General features: G+C 48.7%; 22 protein-coding genes and 1 pseudogene. 4 read left to right on the top strand and 19 right to left on the bottom strand.

Going from position 1 to position 21,285, the window contains the following annotated elements; all coding sequences use genetic code 11:
• The first annotated feature begins 75 nt into the window (after positions 1-75).
• Entirely contained in the window at positions 76-543 is a 468-nt protein-coding gene (locus FTT89_RS03915; protein WP_005179867.1) for an Lrp/AsnC ligand binding domain-containing protein, read from the top strand.
• A gap of 98 nt (positions 544-641) precedes the next feature.
• On the opposite strand, the gene FTT89_RS03920 is transcribed toward FTT89_RS03915, so the two are convergent.
• Complete coding sequence (locus FTT89_RS03920) at positions 642-1,322, bottom strand: HAD-IA family hydrolase (RefSeq protein WP_104511542.1); 681 nt, start codon at positions 1,320-1,322, stop codon at positions 642-644.
• 92 nt (positions 1,323-1,414) lie between these two features.
• Here FTT89_RS03920 and FTT89_RS03925 point away from each other — a divergent pair, with 92 nt between their 5' ends.
• Positions 1,415-2,182, top strand: a complete 768-nt coding sequence (locus FTT89_RS03925; protein ID WP_016659477.1) for a hydroxymethylpyrimidine/phosphomethylpyrimidine kinase — start codon at positions 1,415-1,417, stop codon at positions 2,180-2,182.
• Positions 2,183-2,260: 78 nt separating this feature from the next.
• Here FTT89_RS03925 and FTT89_RS03930 read toward each other — a convergent pair whose 3' ends face one another.
• From FTT89_RS03930 to rpe, 8 genes and pseudogenes are all read right to left on the bottom strand, one after another.
• Positions 2,261-3,355 (bottom strand): catalase family protein, encoded by a 1,095-nt coding sequence (locus FTT89_RS03930; RefSeq protein ID WP_104989065.1) that lies wholly within the window; start codon positions 3,353-3,355, stop codon positions 2,261-2,263.
• 153 nt (positions 3,356-3,508) lie between these two features.
• Positions 3,509-4,165 (bottom strand): annotated as a pseudogene (locus FTT89_RS03935) (nuclease-related domain-containing protein).
• A gap of 234 nt (positions 4,166-4,399) precedes the next feature.
• Positions 4,400-4,885 carry a methylated-DNA--[protein]-cysteine S-methyltransferase gene (locus tag FTT89_RS03940; RefSeq protein WP_180172703.1) on the bottom strand — a complete coding sequence of 162 codons (486 nt, stop codon included), beginning with the start codon at positions 4,883-4,885 and terminating at the stop codon, positions 4,400-4,402.
• A gap of 33 nt (positions 4,886-4,918) precedes the next feature.
• The gene (gene sugE / locus FTT89_RS03945) at positions 4,919-5,236 is read right to left on the bottom strand and encodes a quaternary ammonium compound efflux SMR transporter SugE (protein ID WP_180172704.1); all 318 of its coding nucleotides are present in this window, start codon (positions 5,234-5,236) and stop codon (positions 4,919-4,921) included.
• 311 nt (positions 5,237-5,547) lie between these two features.
• Positions 5,548-6,249: a copper resistance protein B gene (locus FTT89_RS03950; RefSeq protein WP_286420608.1), complete on the bottom strand. Its 702-nt coding sequence runs from the start codon at positions 6,247-6,249 to the stop codon at positions 5,548-5,550.
• Positions 6,250-6,478: 229 nt separating this feature from the next.
• Complete coding sequence (locus tag FTT89_RS03955; protein ID WP_180172706.1) at positions 6,479-8,293, bottom strand: copper resistance system multicopper oxidase; 1,815 nt, start codon at positions 8,291-8,293, stop codon at positions 6,479-6,481.
• 41 nt (positions 8,294-8,334) lie between these two features.
• Positions 8,335-8,802: a hypothetical protein gene (locus FTT89_RS03960; RefSeq protein WP_180056333.1), complete on the bottom strand. Its 468-nt coding sequence runs from the start codon at positions 8,800-8,802 to the stop codon at positions 8,335-8,337.
• Positions 8,803-9,209: 407 nt separating this feature from the next.
• Entirely contained in the window at positions 9,210-9,896 is a 687-nt protein-coding gene (gene rpe / locus FTT89_RS03965; RefSeq protein WP_075175405.1) for a ribulose-phosphate 3-epimerase, read from the bottom strand.
• A gap of 178 nt (positions 9,897-10,074) precedes the next feature.
• Here rpe and FTT89_RS03970 point away from each other — a divergent pair, with 178 nt between their 5' ends.
• On the top strand, positions 10,075-10,359 hold the full coding sequence (locus FTT89_RS03970; protein WP_104472524.1) for a DUF2218 domain-containing protein: 285 nt from the start codon (positions 10,075-10,077) through the stop codon (positions 10,357-10,359).
• Between the two features lie 16 nt (positions 10,360-10,375).
• On the opposite strand, the gene FTT89_RS03975 is transcribed toward FTT89_RS03970, so the two are convergent.
• The 9 genes from FTT89_RS03975 to FTT89_RS04015 all read right to left on the bottom strand — a co-directional run bounded on the left by FTT89_RS03975 (position 10,376) and on the right by FTT89_RS04015 (position 18,615).
• Entirely contained in the window at positions 10,376-11,413 is a 1,038-nt protein-coding gene (locus FTT89_RS03975; protein WP_180172707.1) for a M48 family metallopeptidase, read from the bottom strand.
• A gap of 11 nt (positions 11,414-11,424) precedes the next feature.
• Positions 11,425-12,528, bottom strand: coding sequence for a YjgN family protein (locus FTT89_RS03980; RefSeq protein ID WP_168396036.1), 1,104 nt, complete (start codon positions 12,526-12,528; stop codon positions 11,425-11,427).
• 119 nt (positions 12,529-12,647) lie between these two features.
• Positions 12,648-13,484: an S-formylglutathione hydrolase gene (gene fghA, locus FTT89_RS03985; RefSeq protein ID WP_005179891.1), complete on the bottom strand. Its 837-nt coding sequence runs from the start codon at positions 13,482-13,484 to the stop codon at positions 12,648-12,650.
• A gap of 14 nt (positions 13,485-13,498) precedes the next feature.
• Positions 13,499-14,905 (bottom strand): C13 family peptidase, encoded by a 1,407-nt coding sequence (locus FTT89_RS03990; protein WP_180006995.1) that lies wholly within the window; start codon positions 14,903-14,905, stop codon positions 13,499-13,501.
• A gap of 113 nt (positions 14,906-15,018) precedes the next feature.
• Entirely contained in the window at positions 15,019-15,846 is an 828-nt protein-coding gene (locus tag FTT89_RS03995; protein WP_005179895.1) for a class I SAM-dependent methyltransferase, read from the bottom strand.
• Positions 15,840-16,664: an undecaprenyl-diphosphate phosphatase gene (locus FTT89_RS04000; protein WP_016659491.1), complete on the bottom strand. Its 825-nt coding sequence runs from the start codon at positions 16,662-16,664 to the stop codon at positions 15,840-15,842. Before FTT89_RS04000 ends, FTT89_RS03995 begins: the two co-directional genes overlap by 7 nt.
• A 12-nt stretch (positions 16,665-16,676) precedes the next feature.
• Positions 16,677-17,342 carry a tRNA (adenosine(37)-N6)-threonylcarbamoyltransferase complex dimerization subunit type 1 TsaB gene (gene tsaB, locus FTT89_RS04005; RefSeq protein WP_005179899.1) on the bottom strand — a complete coding sequence of 222 codons (666 nt, stop codon included), beginning with the start codon at positions 17,340-17,342 and terminating at the stop codon, positions 16,677-16,679.
• Positions 17,343-17,466: 124 nt separating this feature from the next.
• The gene (locus tag FTT89_RS04010) at positions 17,467-17,994 is read right to left on the bottom strand and encodes a gamma carbonic anhydrase family protein (RefSeq protein WP_168370235.1); all 528 of its coding nucleotides are present in this window, start codon (positions 17,992-17,994) and stop codon (positions 17,467-17,469) included.
• Between the two features lie 12 nt (positions 17,995-18,006).
• Positions 18,007-18,615, bottom strand: coding sequence for a CoA pyrophosphatase (locus tag FTT89_RS04015; RefSeq protein WP_005179902.1), 609 nt, complete (start codon positions 18,613-18,615; stop codon positions 18,007-18,009).
• Between the two features lie 122 nt (positions 18,616-18,737).
• Between FTT89_RS04015 and FTT89_RS04020 the strand changes: the two genes are divergently transcribed.
• Positions 18,738-19,286, top strand: coding sequence for an NUDIX hydrolase (locus FTT89_RS04020; RefSeq protein WP_180061800.1), 549 nt, complete (start codon positions 18,738-18,740; stop codon positions 19,284-19,286).
• A 70-nt stretch (positions 19,287-19,356) separates the two neighbouring features.
• On the opposite strand, the gene FTT89_RS04025 is transcribed toward FTT89_RS04020, so the two are convergent.
• The gene (locus FTT89_RS04025; protein WP_180061801.1) at positions 19,357-21,285 is read right to left on the bottom strand and encodes a flagellar protein FilF; all 1,929 of its coding nucleotides are present in this window, start codon (positions 21,283-21,285) and stop codon (positions 19,357-19,359) included.

Here is a 21,285-nt window from a genome sequence, read left to right on the forward strand (position 1 = left end):
TGCTATTTTTAGTGGGTATTTTCAGATAATCCGCCCATTTTTTCAGGATATTTTTTGGAATAAAGGAATTTTTAGATGCGTAAATTAGACCGGATTGATCGCATGATTTTGGACATCCTGCAAAACAATGGCCGGATTGCGATTAGTGAGCTGGCGGCCAAGGTCAATTTATCCACCACGCCCTGCTCGGAACGGGTTAAACGGCTGGAACGCGATGGCATTATTATGGGCTATTATGCCCGCCTGAATCCTGAACTGGTGGACAAGAAACTGCTGGTATTTCTGGAGATTAAACTGTCGGCCAAATCGGGCGATGTGTTTGATCAGGTGGCGCGAGATCTGGTGGATATTCCGGAAGTGCTCGAGTGTCATCTGATTTCCGGCGAGTTTGATTATCTGGTTAAAGCACGGCTCAAAGAAATGAGCGCCTACCGGCGTTTACTTGGCGATTTACTGAAAAAATTGCCGGCCTCAGCCTCTTCACACAGTTATGTGGTAATGGAAGAAGTTAAAGAAAGTCTGTATTTAAATATTGAAGGCTGATGTTTCAGAGAGTCGATAGATCCGTCGATGTGATTAGGCGCATGGAAAATCCAGCCACCGGCTGATGAATACAGCATCAGCCGAATGGATTTTTTATATTAAGCCTGACAGGATGCCAATGCACTATTTAAGTCAGCCACCACATTCGGCAACTGGGAAAACTGCTGAATACGGGCTTTTGGTGCAGCATGATCCAGCTCTTGCAGCGTGCCATAACCATATTCGACCGCGACCGCTTCAATCCCGTTATGTCGCGCCCCCAGCACATCATATTCCCGGTCGCCGACCATAAGACATTGGCTGGCCTGCAGCTGTTCCTGCTCCAGAATATAGGCAATTAATTCATCTTTATGGGTCCGATCACCATTCAGCTCGCTGCCATAAATACCGGTAAAATACTGTTCCAGCTCAAAATGCTCCAGAATCTGCCGTGCATAAATGGTCGGCTTGGCCGTGGCTAAAAACAGCTGATAGCCCTGGAGTTTCAAGGTTTGCAAGGTTTCCGCCACAGTCGGATAAACCTTATTTTCATATAAACCGGTCACGGCAAAACGCTCGCGATAACCCATCAGTGCCTGTTCCGCCAGCACATCATTCGGTTCGACCTGTAAAATTTTTGCCAGTGAAGCTTTCAGTGGCGGACCAATAATCCAGTCAATATTTTCAGATTCTGGTAGTGGATGACCAATTTTTGCCAGTCCATAACGCGCCGAGGTGGTAATACCCACTTTTGGATCGGTCAGGGTGCCATCCAAATCAATCAGCAGATGTTTAATCATGAATTTTTCTCCCCCTTCGACCGTGAAATACACTCGAGACTTGATTCAAAGTTGCCTATACTAACGTAAATTCATGATTGAAGGATATGGATGTGCGTCCAACGGTACTTTGCTTTTCTGGTTTAGATCCCTCTGGGGGCGCGGGCTTACAGGCTGATATTGAAGCGATTGGTCAAAGTGGCGCACATGCGGCCATTGCCTGTACCGCCCTCACGGTGCAAAACTCGCAGCAGGTGTTTGGCTTTGAAGCCACTTCCAAAGCATTGCTACTGGCCCAGGCCAATGCCGTGGTGAACGATCTGCCAATTCGCTGTGTTAAATCGGGAATGCTCGGCACCACCGACAATATTGCAGCGCTGGCAGATTTCTTGAGAGAACATCCGGACTATTACTATGTGCTGGACCCGGTTCTGGTCGCCAACAGCGGTGGCTCTCTGGGTGATCAGGCGACTTTGGTCAAGGCCTTTGTCGAGCTGATTCCACTGGCAACCTTACTGACCCCGAATACGGTAGAACTGCGTGCCCTGACCGGTGAAGATGATCTGGAACTGGCCACCCAGAAACTGTTTGCGATGGGTGCCAAGGCGGTTTTGGTTAAAGGCGGCCATGAAGATACCCCGGATCACATCCGCAATGCTTTATATATAGATGGTGAACTGATTTCAGAAACCCGTTGCCCGCGTTTAGAAGGCGAATACCACGGTTCGGGCTGCTCGCTGGCCAGCTTTATTGCCGGCCGTTTAGCACTAGGTGATGAACTGCAAGCCGCTGTGAATTATGCTGAAACCTGGCTGTTTGGGGTACTAAAACAGGCAGAAAGTCCGGTACCGAATGGTCAGAAGATTCCAAAACGCTTTTAATCCTTAATATAAAAAATACCTGCTATAAAAAATACCTGCCCCATGGCAGGTATTTTTTCGACCTGAATCTGAAGCCCTTTAATCCGGCATATCATCCAGCTGCTGCGGTTCGGCTCGCGGCTGGGTATTCATCCGGTGCCGGAACGAGGCGGAACGTTCATAAGCCTGTTTACGTACCCGCATAATTGAACCCAAAGGTTGATGCGCCTGCACGCCATGCCACGGGTTAAACGACAACACATCATCGGCATAAACCCGCCGCTCCGGACTATAGCTGTCCTGTTTGGGAAAATGCAAAGTGCCAATGGTCTGATGCGCAGATTCTTCTTCCGGCCATAATACCGAGGCATCTTCAATGGGCATCCGTTCCAGACTGGTACATAATTGCGCACGCAATACATAATCGGCGCTATGGTGCTTAAAGAAATCCCGGACCAGATCCCGGATGCTGGAGTCATGGCTAATCTGCATTGGAATATTGGTCAGCTGACGTACCGAGGTCGATTCCGGCGCCACACTGATTTTTGCCATATAGTCGCCATAACGCAGTGCAGCCATGGTGTGATAGGTTTCACCGAGAATATGGTTCTGACTGCGCGCCCAGCCTTTTAAAGTTACCGGTACTTCTAAACCGGCTTTATCCACCAGTGTATTTAAACTGCGCGCCATACTGCGCATGCCTTTTAACATCGGATCGGGCGCCTGTTCCGCGCGTGTCACCAGGGGCAGCATCTGCTGGTATTTACGCAGCGTGCCAAAGGCCAGCACCGGAATATTCACCATCAGAATATCCTGGTTTTTACCATCACTCGGATCATCGGCCAGTAAGCGTGCGCCCGGCACATTCAGGATTTTTAAGGCAAAGCCATGCGGTACTGGCACCTGGTCACTGCGTAAATCTCCCGGCGCAGCCGATAAACGCACCATCACATCATAATGTCCTGGCTCGGCAAAAATTCCCTGCGCCAAATGCGGCGGCAACACCGGCACGGTCAAAATACCTTTCAGAAATGCATGTGATTTGGCATGCGCATCGCGGACTGCATGGCGATGCTTGTCAAACACCTGTTGTCGGGCTTGGGCCATATGCTCGATAATATCTTCAATCAAGCGGCTTTCATTCGGCTGTTCCTGTTCAACCTGCGGGGTATACAGTAGATACGGCTCTGACATCGTGAACGCTCCTGTTCCGGCCTGAACATCTGGCAAAAATTGGCTAATATCCACCAATCTAGCAAGCTCAGAGCCAGAAAAATATAGTGCTTATTCAACAGTTCAGGAGAGTTTGGTAAGCGTAGACAACTCAGCTCAACACGACACTTAGGTTCAGTCTTGATGATGTCTGGATTTAAGCTGCGCCACATGCGCGCGCCGGGTTTGCCAGGACGGGTCCAGTACTTCTTTTTCCAGTCGTAATTGCAAACGTTTTAAGCGCATGGCGGAGATGACTTCGGTCTGGAACTCCTGTACGTAATTTACCCAGCCTGTCCCTTGAAATACCTGCTTTGGCATCTCTGTTTTAAATTCGCAGCCCGGCATAAATACCACTATTGAATGTAAATGTTCCGGCTCCAGCAGATCAGCCAGCAGATGACTCAACACCTGAGTATGTTTGTAATTTTGATGCAAGGGATTCTGAAATTAATCACTCTTTTTATAAATTTTCTGGGTCCACATTTTTTGCCGCGCACTGCCAAAAATCCAGCCCTTATAGTTTTTGCTTTCTATCACAAAGATGCTAAAAGGACTTAAGAGCACATGATCAATTTGTGTAGTGCCACCATCCTGATCGGGCAAGGTCAAATCATTAAGTAAAATATAACGCTCATCCAGATGTTGCTTGGCCTGTCGCTGAACAGCCCACTCCCCGATTTTGCCTTTTAAGTCCGGCAGGAACACCCGCAGCAGGCTCAAGCCCAGCAGAACCAGCAACAGCCACCACAGCTGTGAAATCAACATACGCAAAATATTTACATCATGCATTTCGGTTTTATTTTAATGGTGATGATCTTGACCCGACTCTAGCATAAAACGGTGTTTCATTCAGGAATGATAATGCTGGTTTAATTTTCGTTATCAGGTGGATACAGAAAGATTCCATCTGCTTGAGGGCACTCAATCTGGATAGTGATCTATTTTTTTAATCAACGGATGCTTACTGATTTAAGCTGTTTATTGGCCTGCACTAAGCGATGCAACACCATAAAATATCTATATTTATTTTTGTTGTTGTTCCTGTTTTAACAGAATCTCTTTATTGTCTAATCCGCCGGCAAAGCCAACCAGTTTACCGCCGCTGCCAATCACCCGATGACAGGGTGCAATAATTGAAATTGGATTTTGGCCATTGGCCGCACCGACAGCCCGTACCGCTTTGGGACTGCCGACCTGCTCAGCAATTTGCCGATAACTGCGGGTTTCGCCAAAAGGAATATTCAGCAGTGCCTGCCAAACTTTTTTCTGAAATTCTGTGCCTTCAAAATCTAAAGGCAGTTCAAAAGTCTGACGCTGGCCCTGAAAATATTCATTCAGCTGTTGTTGCGCATCGAGCAAAATCGGATGATCCAGCTGCTCTACCAGCTCGGCCTGCCGGACCCGTTTGGGATTTTCATTGTCCCAGATCACGGCGACCAGCGCGCTGTCTGTGGCCACCAGTTTTAAACGCCCGACCGGAGAAGGCATATACATAAATGCAAGTTTCATCTCCTTCTCCTGTTCAGTTTTAGTCTAGCTTGATTATGCCGATGAAAGTTTCATCAGCACAAGACCGGAAATAATTAACACTGCCGCCAGCATACGCATGGCCGATGCCGGCTCGCCCAGTACAAAAATACCCACCAGAAAAGAACCGACCGCACCAATTCCGGTCCAGATGGTATAGGCCGTGCCCAGCGGCAAACTACGCATGGCATAGGCCAGCAGGCCAAAACTGAGCACCATAAAGAAAATGGTCAGAACGCTTGGGGTAAGCTTGGTAAAACCGTCTGAAAGCTTCATAAAATAAGCCCAGACAATTTCAAAAATACCGGCAAAAATTAATACGATCCAGGCCATCACGCCCTCCTCCATTATTCAGATAGAGTCAGGCCGTCCTGACGATTTTTCTTAAAGACAGCACCTTTAAGGGAGGTCGTTCCTCCAGAATTACGGTATCAGTATAGCAAAAATCCACCGCCTGCCAGTAGAACACCGTTGGAGGGGAATGACCTTCAGCTCAAGAGGGACTGAAAATCACAACCCAGATAAGGCGATTCAAACTTTTTCACTTAAGTGAATAAATTGCTTGCTGGAGCATAGGTCGTTTCTCCAGCAAACAAAAGGATGAACCAAAGCCCATCCGGTGTATGGATAAACGCTGGATCGGATTAAAACTTCAACCGTAACCCGGCGCCATATTGCCAGCCCTGTTCCGATTCTGTCGCATCCTGCTCAGCTGTCTGGGCCAGCCCTTTATGATAGCCATAGGCCACATCTACAAACGGCATGACTTTTTTGCTGATTTCATAACGCATCTGTAGCCCGGTCTGCAGCTGGTTTAAACCAGTTTTCTGCGCTTGCACCGATTCATCTGAAAGTACCAGTTTGGCCTGCAAATAAGGTGCCAGAATCAGTTTCTGGGTCAGCAAAAGATCTCGCTCAGTGTCCAGACTCAGCAGCACCTGCTGATCTTCGGCAAGCGACAAATAGGCCTCAGATTCAAAGAAATACGGCGCCAGCCCATGCAGGCCAACCACACCACGCCATTGCTGTGCCGAAGTCTGATCCTCCTGATAGGCCACACCAGCCTGGATATCCCAAAAATCAGAAATCATCCGGCTATATAAAACCTGTGCCTCATATTCAGCTTGTTGCGACTCGGCCTGCTGGGTATGCAGTTTGAAAAACAGCTTGTGTTCATCCGTTCCGACCCGGCTTTCCAGCTCGGACTGCCACACTCCGCGTCCACCCGCATGCTGCATCCATTTTGATTCCAGCATACTGGACTGATACCACTGCCCGCCATGCTCCTGTCGGTGATCATGCGTTGTTGCCGTTGCAGCCTTCTCCACCAGATGAGGCATGCTCATGAGCTGATATTGCTGATATTGCTGATGTTGCTGATGTTGCTGATGTTGCTGATGTTGCTGATGTTCAGCCTGCATCATCTGCTTGTGTTGTGCATGTTTATCGACAGATTTTACTGACGTCTGCGGTACAACTTCATGTTCTGCAGCGTGAGAAGATGGGTGCTGTGTCTGCGCCGATAACATCGGTGTCGCAAACAGCATGGCTCCCAGCAGATTGAAACGGGCAAAATTAGTGATGTGCATGTGCATCTCCCGAAGACTGAACAGCAGCTGGCAGCGCAGATGGAGCTGCGGGTAATGAAGCCGTCTGCTCTGGCATCACCTGTGCCACCACTAACTTATTCATCATGCCCGAACTCATGTGATACAGCAGATGACAATGGATTGCCCATTCCCCCAGCTCATCGGCGGTCAATAACGCGCTCACGGTTTTTCCAGGCGGTACAATCAGGGTATGTTTATTTGGCAGGTCGGCAGCGGCCTGGCCATTTTCCAGCTGCATAAACATGCCATGCAAATGCATCGGATGCGCCATCATGCTGTCATTGATAAATTTCAGCCGAATCCGTTCGCCATAGGCCACCTGCAACGGTTCAGCCTCGCTAAATTTCTTGCCATTGATGGTCCAGATATAACGTTCCATCGTACCGCCCAAACGAATCACCAGCTCTTGCACCGGCGCGCGCGTATCCGGCTGCGGCTTTAAGGCTTTTAAGTCCGCATAGCGAAGTGCTTTATGTCCGGCGGGTGTTGAGGCATTGGCCCAACCTTGAGGGACCGAACTGGCCGAAGATTTTGACTGCGCCTGCGTTGCATGCGATGAATGCACTGCAGGATGATCTTCGGCTACCGTTAAAGATTCAGTCTCTTTAATGGCAGCATGCGTCATCGATGGATGCTGCAGGGTCGAAGATGTGGATGACGCACTATGTACCGCATGTGGCGCAGTACTTTCTGCACCATGAGCAGCATGTCCCATATCTTCCATGGTCAATACCGCACGTGGTCGTGCGGTTGGCATGTGCAGTGGCGGTGGTTGCATGCCCTGTTGCAATAAACTACCAATGGCAAAGCCTGAACGGTCAATTGATTCTGCTTCAATCTGGTAATGGCCGGCTTTTGGTTCCACCAGTACATCATAGGTTTCTGCTGTCCCAATCCGGAACTCATCTACAGGCACCGGCTGGACCGGCTGGCCATCAGCGCTGATGACGGTCATTTTGAGCTGCGGAATGCGTACATCAAAAAACGACATGGCCGAGGCATTAATAAAACGTAAACGCACTTTTTCATTCGGTCGGAACAGCCCGGTCCAGGCCTGTTCCGGTGTTTTGCCATTGATTAAAAACTGATAACCGGTGACATCCGACAAATCGGTTCTAAGCATACGCATCTGGTTCCACATGGAACGTTGCTGCCAGGTCTGTTTCAGGCCCTGCTGTTTCACCTGCTGCAACACATCGGCCAGGGTTTCACGCTGGTTCTGATAATACTCGGCCGACTTTTTCAGATTATTTAAAATCGTGTCGCTGGAAGATGCGTGAAAGTCGGACAGCATCACCACATAATCCCGCTCGGCCTGCTCATGCGCAGCCACAGGCTGTTTGCCTTTGGGATAAATGACTAGCGGGCCATATAGCCCATCCTGCTCCTGACCTTTGGAATGGGCGTGATACCAGTAGGTGCCCTGCTGCCGTAGCTGAAAGCGATAAGTAAAATGTCCCTTCGGCGCAATGCCCTGAAAGCCGTTAAAGCCCGGCACGCCATCCATTACACCCGGCAATAACAGACCATGCCAGTGAATGGAAGAATCGCGATTTTGAAGCTGGTTATGCACATGAATCACCGCTTCATCACCTTCCTCAAATTCAAGCAAGGGGGCTGTGAATTGGCCATTCACACTTATTTTTTTGACAGTTTTTCCGGTCAGCTTGACCGGCTGCTCATCAATATACAGATGATATTCCCGGACTGCGGCCATCCCCCAGGACGATGCGCACAGACATAAGCCAAGCACGATGGCCTGACGCAATTGAATTGACATGATTTATCCTTAAAACAATAAAAAAAGAAAAGTTTTTAAAGTCAGGATAAGGTTTTCGGTGGACGCAGGATTTCCTGCCAGTAGCCGGGTAAATGCTGGGCATGATAGAGATGAAAGTGCGGCTCAGACTCAAAGGTCGGGCTTGCCTGTTCCAGCACAGGGAGCGCAATCTTGAGATAGCTCAGACCCGGCTGGCAATGTAGGGGTGGACAATCCTGACAGTTTAAATGCTGCTCTGGATGATGTACCTGCTCGCAGTCGGGTAACTGTGCAGATGGACTGGTGCTATGATGGCTTGGGTGATGTTGTTCTACAGGAGAATCTGCCTTTTCAGCATGACAAGGTGTAGGTGATGAAAGGGATGATTTCGCACTGGTGATCGCGGCAGAGTTGGACAGTTGCATGGCCGCATGCGCTGGTTGTACAACCGCCAGCACAAGACTACTCCATCCCATGACAAATGCCATCAGATAGCTGAACCACACCGGTTGTCTGCGCTGTGTATACAACAGGATTTCCTCACCCCATAAGACCAAACCCCAGCGTTGAAGCTGCTTAAAACAGCTAAACGCCTGTGCAAACCAGCATAGAGAAATTCACAGTTATACACAATGCTTTAAATTTTAAATCGCTGCTGCCGGGAAGATTGTTTTGCATATCAATAAAATAATAAAGTTATTTATTGTGCAGTATAACTCTTAAGCAGAGCTGAATAAAAAAGCAGGAATTTTAGGGCTTTTACTCAAATCAAAAGGACTCATTTGAGTCCTTTTTATACATTTTACGTCTAATTGGCAAACGATTGATGCACAACTGTTTATAAATTAATCCGGTTATCCATACTGTTATCAACATAGATATCCATAGAGTTAATCACAAAGTTATCCACAGGGTGCCGATAACTTATCCAGTTTTATTAGGTGTTCACGGCACCGACTTTGGCCAGTTCGGCACGCATCTCATCAATCACAGCTTTATAATCCGGTTTGCCAAAAATCGCTGAACCAGCCACAAACATATCGGCACCGGCTTCGGCAATTTCACGGATATTGGCCGGGCCAACACCACCATCAACCTCAAGGCGAATATCACGGCCTGAGGCATCAATGATCTGACGCGCCTGACGTAATTTTTCCAGGGTCATAGGAATAAATTTCTGGCCACCAAAGCCCGGGTTCACACTCATCAATAAAATCTGGTCGACTTTATCCAGCACATAATCCAGATAATGCAGCGGCGTTGCCGGGTTAAAAACCAGACCCGCCTTGGCACCGCCCGATTTGATCAGTTGCAGCGAACGGTCAATATGGTCCGAAGCTTCCGGGTGGAAGGTAATAATATCGGCACCGGCTTCCAAGAAGTCGCCAATCATGCGATCCACCGGAGAGACCATTAAATGCACATCAATTGGCGCCTGAATCCCATAATTTTTCAGGGCCTTACATACGCCAGCACCAAAGGTGAGGTTGGGTACATAGTGATTGTCCATGACATCAAAGTGGACAACATCAGCACCGGCTTCAAGCACTTTTTCTACCTCTTCCCCTAAACGGGCAAAGTCTGCAGAAAGAATAGAAGGCGCAATTAAATATGGCTTGGACATGGGAGACCCTGGCTAAGTATTTGAGTGACTGCGCCATTATAACAAATTGTCCCCGGCTCTGGGGCGGCAGATGGCCACCTGCGGCAAGATTGCAAATCTACAACGCTGTGTTGCAACACGCGGCTTTGTCTGGGCGCTCTTTTCTCTTAGCCTTAAGGCTTACTGAACAGGATTTTTCATGAAACGTTATAGTCATATTGCCACCACACAAGCGGCCCGTCTGGCCAAACGCCTGGGTAACCACTGGAAACACAAATTTGAAGTACAGGAAACAGCACAGGAACTGCGTATTTTGATGCCAAGCGCGACCATTGTGTTACAGCCACAATCTGATGCGCTCTATACCGAAATTATTGCTTTAGATGAACACACCGACCTGAACCGGCTGGAACAGGTGGTGCTGGATCATCTGCAACGCATGGGACAGGAACAGTTAAGTGCTGACTGGCAGCAGGCCGATTAAACCTACTTAGATCTGCTCATTTTACTTCGGCAGATTGCTTGGCTTCAAAGGCCTTGACTGCTTCAATACGCTCCTGCGTGGCCGGATGGCTTTGCAGAAAATCCCAGACCGACTTACCCTGCTCGCTTTCGCCGCTTTCATCTGCCAGCCGTTGTAACAGGTTGGCATAATGGATGGTTGGCACCTGCTTGTGCTGCATGGTGGTTAAGGCATAATGATCGGCTTCGGCTTCAAAATTACGCGAATAACTGGCACCCACCAAAGCCAGAGGCAGGCTGGTCATTAAATCGGAGCCATCACCGGTAATCGCAATCAGGATGACCCCAAAACCTAAACTGGCCAGCGCCTGTTGCAGACTATGCCGCTCGACCAGATGACCCTGCTCATGTGCCAGCACCCCCAGAATTTCCCGGTCATCCTGTGCCAGCTCAACCAGTTCATCGGTCAGAATAATAGTATTGTTGGGAATCGCCACCGCATTGGCACCCAACCGATTCCCTTCTCGAAACAGCAGTTTCGCCGGCCGGTCTTCTGCCACCAATGCCTGATACTGCTGTAAAATTGCCTGCTGGCGCGCCGCACTTAAACGGCTTGGACCCGTCATCTCCAGCACATAGTGTTCTGCTTCATTGCCGACACTGTTCAGGGTGGTTTCCGGTAACTGATTGGCCACCACATGCGAGGCCCACGGAATGCCCCACTTCACCGTGGCAAAGGCCAGCGCCACAATAAAAATGGTGCTAAACAGAATCAGGCTGGGGGTACGCTCCAGCTTCCAGATCGACTGATAGATATTCTTTTGCTGCAGCTGAAACCAGTCCGGTAAAGGCTGCTGAAACTCCAGACGTGCATCATCCTGGAGTTCAATTACCGGCTGGATACGGCCCAATGCGCCTATCAGCAGCATGTCCTGATAACGATAACGGCGCTGCAAGGCAAAGTTTTCACCATACTGAACCCAGATACTGTCCGCATCGGATGCCAACACCTGAGCAGTATAAGGCTTGGCACTCTGACCATCATAAAACACGGCTTCAACCGTCATCTGTTGCATCAGTGCTTTCCTTATAAAGACACATCAATATCAAAGATATCGCTAATTTCTTCCGCAATCGCGCTTGGATCACCCTGTAACTGGTTCATCAGCAGGTCCGGATCATTGTTTAAATGCAGGCTTAAAGACTCCACCTGATAGCGATATAAACGGATTGCCGCCCACGGCGTCATAAGGCCGAGGGTTAAAATTTTCACCATCCAGTTGCTGAGCACAATCCAGGCATAGCGCCACTGGTTGCAACTGGTCTGAAACTGGCTACGACTGAGGGTGGTATTGTTCCAGCTGGTCATAAAAATCCGCGCCAGCATTAACGGCCAGATGAATAAAGCCGCCAGCAGATAGATGCCCATAAAAATCCAGACATACTGCACCGCACTCAGACTGGAAAAATCGGCCAGCAAGGCCAGTACCAGCGCTGCCGCTCCCAGCAAGCCGATAAACAGAAACAGCGGCACATACATGGCGCGCATATAGGCTGGCCAGTCGGCCTGCAATTTAAACTGTAATTGCCCCGCATAGAGATGATCGAGGCAATAACGCTTATACAGCCAGATCAGCACCGGGAAAAATACGCCCAGGGTCAAGATATACACCAGAATCCCTTTTAGAAATTCGATATAGGCTTTCTTGCTAGTGCCGGAAAAGAAAAAGCGGCTGTTACCAAATTTACTGTTACGTGCATTAAAGCGGATGGTGGCCCGAATCAGCCAGGGTACCGCCAGATACAGGATTAGTACCCCAATCAGGGTGGCGCGTACCGAGTAGTTGGATAACAGCGAAATAGCCAGATACAGGCCAATTGCAATCAGCCGGCCAATTAAGATCTTGCTCGGCACACCGGTAAAGTCGAAACGGCGCTGGATAAATTCGGTATTGCCATAAAAATAGCGCAAGCGGCGTACTTTGGCCCACGGCGCATAGAGTCCCAGCGTGACAATAATCAACAGAATATTGACAATCCAGATGCCGAAATATTCCATGGCAGTGCCATAAAAATGAAAAGGGTGGCGCTGTCCAAGCAGCTGCGGTTCAGGTGAATCAACGACAAGCGCTGGCGGCAGCTGGGTCTGTTCCTCTGCGGTAAAAGTCGGATGTATATCTTGGTTTTGCATATCAGGCCTTATAATTATTTTTTAAAATAAAGACACGGTTAAAAATTAAAAAACAAAAAATCACAGACCGCCTTCACCCTGCAACAGGTCGAAAGCGGTGTTCTGCGTGATGGGTTATATTAGGATTGTAATTGGACTGCATGAAATTGCAGATGGTCATCAATAAAACTTTGAATAAAGTAATAACCATGATCATAGCCGGCATGTTCACGTAAGCTCAGCGGCTGTCCGGCCTGGGCACAGGCGGCCTGGAACAGCGCCGGATTCAACTGGCTATAGAACTGATCCTGTAGGCCCTGATCAATTAAAATATCGGCAAATTGCTTGCCTTTTTGCTGGACCAGTGCAGTGGCATCATGCGCTTGCCAGCCTTGACGATCCTCACCTAAATAGGCACTAAAGGCTTTCTCTCCCCACGGGCACTGGCTTGGCGCACAAATCGGCGCAAAGGCAGAAACTGATTTAAATTTTTCCGGATATTTAAAAGCTAGCGTTAACGCACCATGGCCGCCCATACTGTGGCCGAAAATACCAATACTGTCGGTTTGCACCGCAAACTGTTCACACACCAGCTTATACAGCTCTTCTGCAACAAACTGTTCCATCTGGTAATGCGCTGCCCAGGGTGCCTGGGTTGCATTAATATAAAAACCTGCACCCTGCCCAATATCCCAGTGATCGCCCTGCGCCACCTGCTCACCGCGAGGTGAAGTGTCCGGGCTAATCAGAATAAAGCCCAACTGTGCCGCCAGACGCTGGGCATGCGCTTTAATTGCAAAAGTTTCTTCGGTACAGGTTAAACCCGCCAGGTAAAAAAGCGCCGGACAGTCCTGACCGGCCAAGGCTTGTGCCGGCAGAAAAATACCAAAACGGCTTTCCCCGTTTAAGCTGCTGGAATTAAAACGGTAAATTCGCTGTTCGCCATCAAAGCATCGATTGTTCTGTATTAATTCCATCGTCTTATCCTGTTTTAAGGGCTGTCTAAAGTTAAAGGCATTTCATTTGGCTGCGCGACCACGGCTTGTGGGAATAAACGCTGCTCCAGTTGCGGCAACATCAGCTGCATATTCTTACCCATCGACCATTGCGGTTCAGACGGTTCAAAACCTTGTGCCTGCTCCCATTTTGCCACGGTCAGCTTGGCCTGTGCAAAAGCCTCGGCAAAGCTGTTATTTTCACGCATGGCCTGATCAAAGAAGGCTCGGCCAAAATAGGTATAATCGGCTTCGTTGGAACAGCCGAATGAAGCGCGGTCTGCGGCCGATGCGGTAATTACCAAAGTATTGTCATTTTGCAGGGCCGAAACAAAACTGCCCGAATAACAGGCCGAGATCACAATTACGCGCCAGCGGATGCCAGATTTATCCAGCGCATCGCGCAGCCATTTTGGATCAACCTGTTGCAGTTCCAGCGGCGCATTTTCCATTTCAAACTGGTTCGGCAAGCCATGCGAGGTCATGTATAAAAACAGCACATCGCTTTCCGGATTCATCTGCTTACCTATACGGCGCAGTGCCAGTTCCATACTGGTGCGTGAGGCAATCGGGGTGACATTACGCGTCATCGGGTTATTTACCAGAATCATCGAGCGGCCAAAAGTGCCAAAGCGGGTATCGAACTGTTCCCGAATCCGCTCGACTTCGGACATAAACACATCCTGATAACTGGCTCCGGCCACCCCCAGAAAATACCAGTGTGATTGCGCAAATTCGCCATACTGAATCTTCTCCAGCGCCTGATTCAGTACCTTGCTTTGTGCATAAAAGGCTTCTTCACTAAACGTCGGCGGGACCTCTTCCACTTTCCAGATTGGCTGGCTCTTGACCGACATCTGCCACACCACCAGGGTAAACAGCGTGGCCAGAACAATCAGGGCACGTTCCCACCACGGCCATTTCAGCTCACGGGAAAATACCCAGACCACCGCCAGACTCTGCCAGACAAACAGCACCATGAAAATCAGTGGCAGATAGTCATAGAACACATAAGGCAACACATCAATCATGCCCAGATATTGGATCAGGCTTTGCAATAAGGCGATGTGGGTGTCTAACACCAGCCACAGTAAAGCCGGTACCAGCATAAGGCGTGGATTATTAACGCGCTGGGACAGGAAAATCCCGACAATTAAGGCAATAAACGGCCATAAGGCATAACTGACCAGACCTTGCGGGTTAAAATCACCGGTTTCACCGGCGCTGAGCCAGCTAAATAAAGTGTTGGCCAGACCGCCTAAAATGCCCCAGAAAATCAGTTGCAAAATGGAAGGACGGACAATCTGTAAAGATCGGCGCGAGCCAAAAAATAACCACATCCCCGCTGTTTGGTTGCTTTTAAAATCATGCCAAAAATTGATGGAGGGTTTAAAGTCGATCATAAGATTGTCGTTAGCAGTGGCTCGCTTTGTGCAGACTTAGTTTATGCCTGATGTCATAATTATCAATGCTCTTTTTTAACTATATAACAAATCTTTGCCCAGTTTTGAAGCGATTACCCGTTTACTTTGGTCGCGTCCTGCTGGAAGTAAGCATCGAAGCGGCAGGCATCTCCCGTCCATTGATGATCCGGTGTTTGCCCGGCCAGATATACCGCCAGACGTGGTCGCTTAACCACCACACGTTTGGCGATTTTTTGCGCCAGCGGTAGCAAGGCATCGCCCAAATCCATTTCACCATGTTCCGGCAATAACAAATGCAGCAGCTGCATCTGCTTTTTGACTTGTGCCTGTTTTTTTACCGCCTGCTGGTTCTGGTCACGCTGTGGAAACATCGGATCCAGATACACCACATCAACAGCCTGCCCTGCTTCTGCCTGCGCTTTTAAGTAATCAGCCGAATCAGAAAAGACCAAGTGGATGCGTGCGGCAACCTTGCTTAAAAACGGGTCCTGTAGGGCGCGCTGGTAGCTGTCTTCCAATAAACTAAACAGAATCGGATGCCGTTCTACCAGCGTTACTTCAGCCCCCAAATGCGCCATCAGCAAACTGTCATGGCCCAGACCTGCAGTTGCATCAATCAGCTGCGGTTTTTCCGCCAGGTTACAGGCACGGGCCAGCATTTCTGACTTTAATGACGCGCGTTTTAAACGCGGAATTTCAGCCTGCCAGTCTGGCTGCATTTTCATGCCCAGCGCACATAGCCACAGGCCATCGGCATCAACGCACAGCGCCATGTCTGGATGCAGTCTTAAAAAACGTGCATTCAGTTTGTCGATGACATCAATTTGAAGGGTAACCCCACGTGAAGAAAGCACAGCCTGATAGTGCTGTGCTTTCTCAAAAAATGCGGGTTCGGTATAGCAGCGAAGTTCGCTTACCATAAGGTCCAGCCTGTATATGCAAAGAGTAAAATCAGAAGGCCTGACACAATACGATACCAGGCAAAAATCATAAAGTCGCGTTTGGCCACATACGCCACCAGCGCGCGAATTAAGATTAATGCGGAGATAAAGGAAACAATAATTCCGACGCTCAGTACGGTCCAGTCCTGCGTGGTCTGGAAGACATCATAACTTTGATATAAATCCAGCAAGCCTGCGCCAATAATCACCGGAATTCCCAGAAAGAACGAGAATTCTGTCGCCGCTTTACGTGATACGCCCAGGAACATCGCCCCAATAATGGTCGCGCCCGAACGTGAAGTGCCCGGAATTAAAGACAGTACCTGAATCAGACCAATCCAGATCGCATCTTTATAGGTCAGGTCTTCAACTTCCTGCGCCCGTACTTGAGGTGGATGCTTCTCAATCCAGATAATGATCAGACCACCAATAATCAGGCCAATAGCCACGGCGATATCATTAAACAACATCGCTTTCACGGTTTGCCCGAAAGTCAAACCAATCAGAATAATCGGCAGCGAGGCCAGAATCAGGCCAAAGCCCAGACGGCGTCCGGTTTCTTCGCCGGTGAACATGCCGGTGGCTGCGCCCCAAAGCCGGGTCCAGTATTCATAAATCACTGCTGCAATTGCCCCCATTTGAATGGCAATTACAAAAACATCACTTTTTTCTTTGGTCCAGAAGTTCATCAGTTCTGAAGCCAAAATTAAATGGCCGGTACTGGAAATTGGTAAGAATTCTGTGATTCCTTCAACAATTCCCATAATTGCCGCTTTCAGCAGCAGTAAAAAATCCATAGAAAATCCTAGTTATGATTTGCCTTGTTCTGGAATTTTTTTCCAAGCATTATCCCGCAAATACACCGGTAATGCGTATTCCGCACTGACCCATGCTTCACGTTGAGCCAATACGCGTGCAATGGTAGCAATATCTTGCGCCGTTGCACTTAAGTCTTTGTATTGTGTTTGTTCTTGTTGCAATAAGGTTGAACCTGAGCCTACTAATGGGGACTGCGCTACGGCCGCCGCATCACTATAGCCCAATAACTGTTCTTCGCTCACCGGCTGCATAATGCCTTCTGCATCTAACTGGAAACTGGCGATATAGACTTCATTCATCCGCGCATCCAGCACTGCTGTTACCGCGCTTAAACCTGCTAGCCGATAAGCCGCTTGCGCCAGCGCCTGCAAGGTCGAGACTGGAATGACCGGCAGATCATGTGACCAGGCCAGTGCCTGTGCCACCGCGGCATTAATCCGCACGCCACTGAACGAGCCCGGGCCACGGCTAAAGGCCACTGCGGTTAAATCGGCAGTGGCCGTTTCGGTCTGAGCAAAACCTTGCTCAATCATCGGGAGAATGGTTTGGGTTTGTGCCTTGGCGCGCTCATCCAACTGAAAAAACAGTTCCTGCGTGTCATTTACAATCGAAACGGAACACTGCTCATTGGCAGTTTCCAATGCCAGTAACTTCATGCACAACCTTAAAATTAAATTTTAAAAACTGGCCGCTATCATACTCCACTCCTAGACACTAGGCGAGAACTTCACCGGCTTTCACACAGAAAAAAAGCCAGTTTCAAACTGGCCTTTAGGTATCTTAAAGTTCGACTTTTTCCAGCTGCTGGAAATGCTGAAAGTGCTCGGCATAATGTAAGGCGCTCAGTTTCAGGCGGGCCGCCCCTGCTTCATCCAGGGTTTTTACAATCTTGCCGGGAGAACCCATCACCACCGAATTATCCGGGATGACTTTGCCTTCCGGAATCAGCGCATTGGCGCCAATAATACAGTTTTTCCCAATCACGGCATGATTCAGCACCACCGCGTTAATACCAATCAGGCTGTTATCGCCGATGGTACAGCCATGCAACATGGCCTGATGACCGATAGTGACATAGTTACCAATCTGCATCTCAATACCCGCATCGGTATGCAGCACCGCATTTTCCTGGACATTACTAAAATCTCCAAGACGAATCAGGCTGTTATCGCCACGCACCACCGCGCCAAACCAGATACTCACCTGCCGACCCAGCTCGACCTGACCAATGACCGTTGCGGTTTCGGCGACCCAACCATCCCATGGTTGATGTAATGCTTTTGGGGCAATGCCCTGAAATTTATACAACATTAAAATTCCCTATTTAGATGATTTAAATCGAAACGTCGGTGAATTCAGTAAAAATGGCCATTCTTTTTGATAATCCAGCCCATACTGAAATAAAGCCACCAGCATCCGTGCAGTTAATCCCCAGACAATCTCATTTTCAACACGCATGCTGGGAAAATATAAAGACTGATGGGCATAGCGCACCTCATACGGCACTGGCGGCGCTTCCATCAGATTTTTTAAAGAGGCGAAAAAAATACGGTCAATTTCGGTCGGTTGCGCTGACAGCTGCACCTCGGGTGGAATCAGGCCGACAATGGGTTTGACCAGCATGCCATTACGCGATTTTTGCATTGGCAAATCGCCAATCAGTTCCACATCAAAAGGATTCAGCGCGGTTTCTTCCTGTGCTTCACGCAGTGCCACCACAATATTACTGGTATCCTGCGGATCGCGCTTGCCACCCGGAAAAGACACCTCGCCAGCATGGCTGTTTAAATAGGCCGAACGGCGGGTCAGCAGGACTTTCGGCTGAGCTTCATCGGTAATCGCAATCAACACGGCCGCATGCGCCTCACGCATACTTCGCGAGAAGCGTAAGCGCTGTTGCAATTCCTGTGTCAATGAATGCTCTACCATCTTTTATTATCCTGATTGCCTGACTTTCATCATAGCTGAAATTCTGGGCAAAAGGATAGAAATGATGCCAAAGTTCATTTTTTCAGTTATGCTGATCAGCAACTTTATCGTTGATGCTGAATATGAACTTTTGCGGAACGTGTGGACATAAAACAGCGGAAAAAATTCCTTTAGGCGATCATCAGTTACGCCGTGTTTGCAGCCATTGTGGCAGTATTCATTATGTGAATCCGAAAGTGATTTGCGGTGCTTTGGTGCTGTGGGAAGATCAGGTGTTATTATGCCGCCGTGCCATTGAACCGCGTTATGGACTCTGGACCCTACCTGCCGGTTATATGGAACTGTTTGAAACCATGGAACAAGGCGCGGCACGTGAAACCCGTGAAGAAGCAGAAGCGGAAATCGAGATTGAGCAGCTGTACTGCATGTACAACATTCCACGGATTGGCCAGATTTATGTGCTGTTTAAAGCGCAGCTGATTGAAGGTCAATTTGGGGCGGGTGAAGAAACTATTGAATCGCGTCTGTTTAGCGAAGATGAAATTCCATGGGCAGAACTAGCCTTCCCAAGCGTGGAACATACCTTAAGACATTATTTTGAAGACCGCAAAAACCAGCATTTCCCGACTCATCTGGAAACCTTGGGTACGCGTTTGGATCATACTGGTTAACAATAAATATCCCCGCCAAGAAAAAGCCCATCCGTAGATGGGCTTTTGTATTTTAATGAATATATTGCTGTTACTGGATACGCACCTGTTCCGGGTTATAACAGTCCGCCACTTCGATGCTCACGGTTCCACCGGTGAGTTTAGCCAGTTCTTTATCGGCATCCGTAGCATTGTTGCTATCCTGATTGGTAAAAGTCTTGAGCTGCAAGGTATACAGGTTACTCCATGACACGGTATTGTTGCCGGAGAAGTCACTCAGGCTAATCCGGGTCGAGGTATGATTGACCAGATTACCCATATTCAGCCGCGCACCACCCACCACCATGGCCTGCTCGCCCTGGGTATTGTCAACCCGGGTATTCAGACCAATTACGGCACCATTCAGCTGGTTAAAGACCGGATTGGCCAGAATCATCCGCAGGGTAATCGCCTGATTGCTCAGATCGGTTGCTCCCAGTACACCAACACGATATTGCGTGACATTATTACTATCCACAATCTCTGGCGTGCTGCTATCTGTAGCGACTGCGCAGGTCCCCGACAGATCGGTTGCGGTCGGATTTGGGCCAATATCGGTACGGATATTGCCCTGCTCATCCAGCACAATCCCGAGCTTAATTGCTGGCGCGGCATTATTAGCAAAATTGAAATTCAGAGTGGCATATAACGGGAAAATATAACGCTCACCCAAGGCCACATTTTTCGCCGAAGTAAAAATCCGGTTATCCAGGAAATTCACCTGAAAATATTTATAGATATCCAGTGAGCCCTTAAACTGATCCGTGCCAATAGTCTGGGTCCAGCGGCCATATTCTTCCGGCTTTCCTGTCGGGAACTTGGTCAGGGTTTTATAAATGCCTTCGGTGCCGGCAATCATATAATCGTTATACAGTTTCCCCTGGGTCACGGTAAAATCTTCAGTCCGGTTACTGTTGATGCTAAAACGATAAGGCCCCTGGATCGTTTCATTCAGTGGATTAATCCAGTTATTTTGTGCCGCTGCGGTCATCAGTTCCGGACGGACACGTTTCAAGAAATCGGCCGTAATGGTCAATAACGGGTTTTCATTACTGGTCGACATGGTTCCACGCCACTGCATGCCATAACCGAAAGTATAACCCGAGCGATCGGTCATCAACTGGAACTGGCCAATCAGGTGTCTTAAGGTATTCGAGTTCTGTTTACAATCATCCTGATTACAGCCATATAAACCTTGTGGTAAGGTCGAACCCTCCACAGCCAGTACCGGATAGTTGGCCTGATAAGAGGCAGAGTTGGTCATATAAACCAGGGTTTTCAGCGCGTCAGAGGCCTGCGCATCACTGACGGTGCTCAAGTCAACCCAAGGACTTAACTTGCTGACATAGGCACCGGAACGGTAATCCTCCAGCGTCACCGAACCCAAAATATCATCCAGCTGTTCTTTTTTTAGCGCAGAAATATAAAGTGGCTGCACATCACCGGCAATGGTCGGCCGTTCTTGGTTCTTGGAACTTTCAATTGATAAAGCCTGTAAAATACGTGTAATTGCCTGTGCCACTTGAACAGTTGAATCCGATGGGGTCAGTTCGGTTGCGGCCTGTCCGGTTAAGCCACGGGCAATATCCAGCAGGGTTAAACGCGGCAAGCTGGCACTGACCGAATTGGCCAGACCAATATCAGCTAGGCTTACTGTCCCCAGATTAATTGATTTTTCTGTTTTTTCCTGAATAAAGAAATGGACTTTATCACCGGCACTACATTTACCGGTGGCGGCATTGGTGGTTGGCGCAATCAGGGTAATATAGGTTTTGCTTGGATCACTGCTACAGGTGAAATTCAGGCCATCCACCGGATAATCCAGGGCAAACTCCACACAGTTTTGCCCGCTAACACAACTGCCATTAATTTCCGACACAATATTCGGCTCTGGAATGACATTGGCACTTTCACCACCACAGCCACTGAGTGCCATCATCAAGGCGGTACTGCTCAAGGCTAAAATATTTGATTTCTTCAT

It is taken from the genome of Acinetobacter sp. YH01025 (genome assembly GCF_013420185.1).
Lineage (GTDB): Bacteria > Pseudomonadota > Gammaproteobacteria > Pseudomonadales > Moraxellaceae > Acinetobacter > Acinetobacter indicus.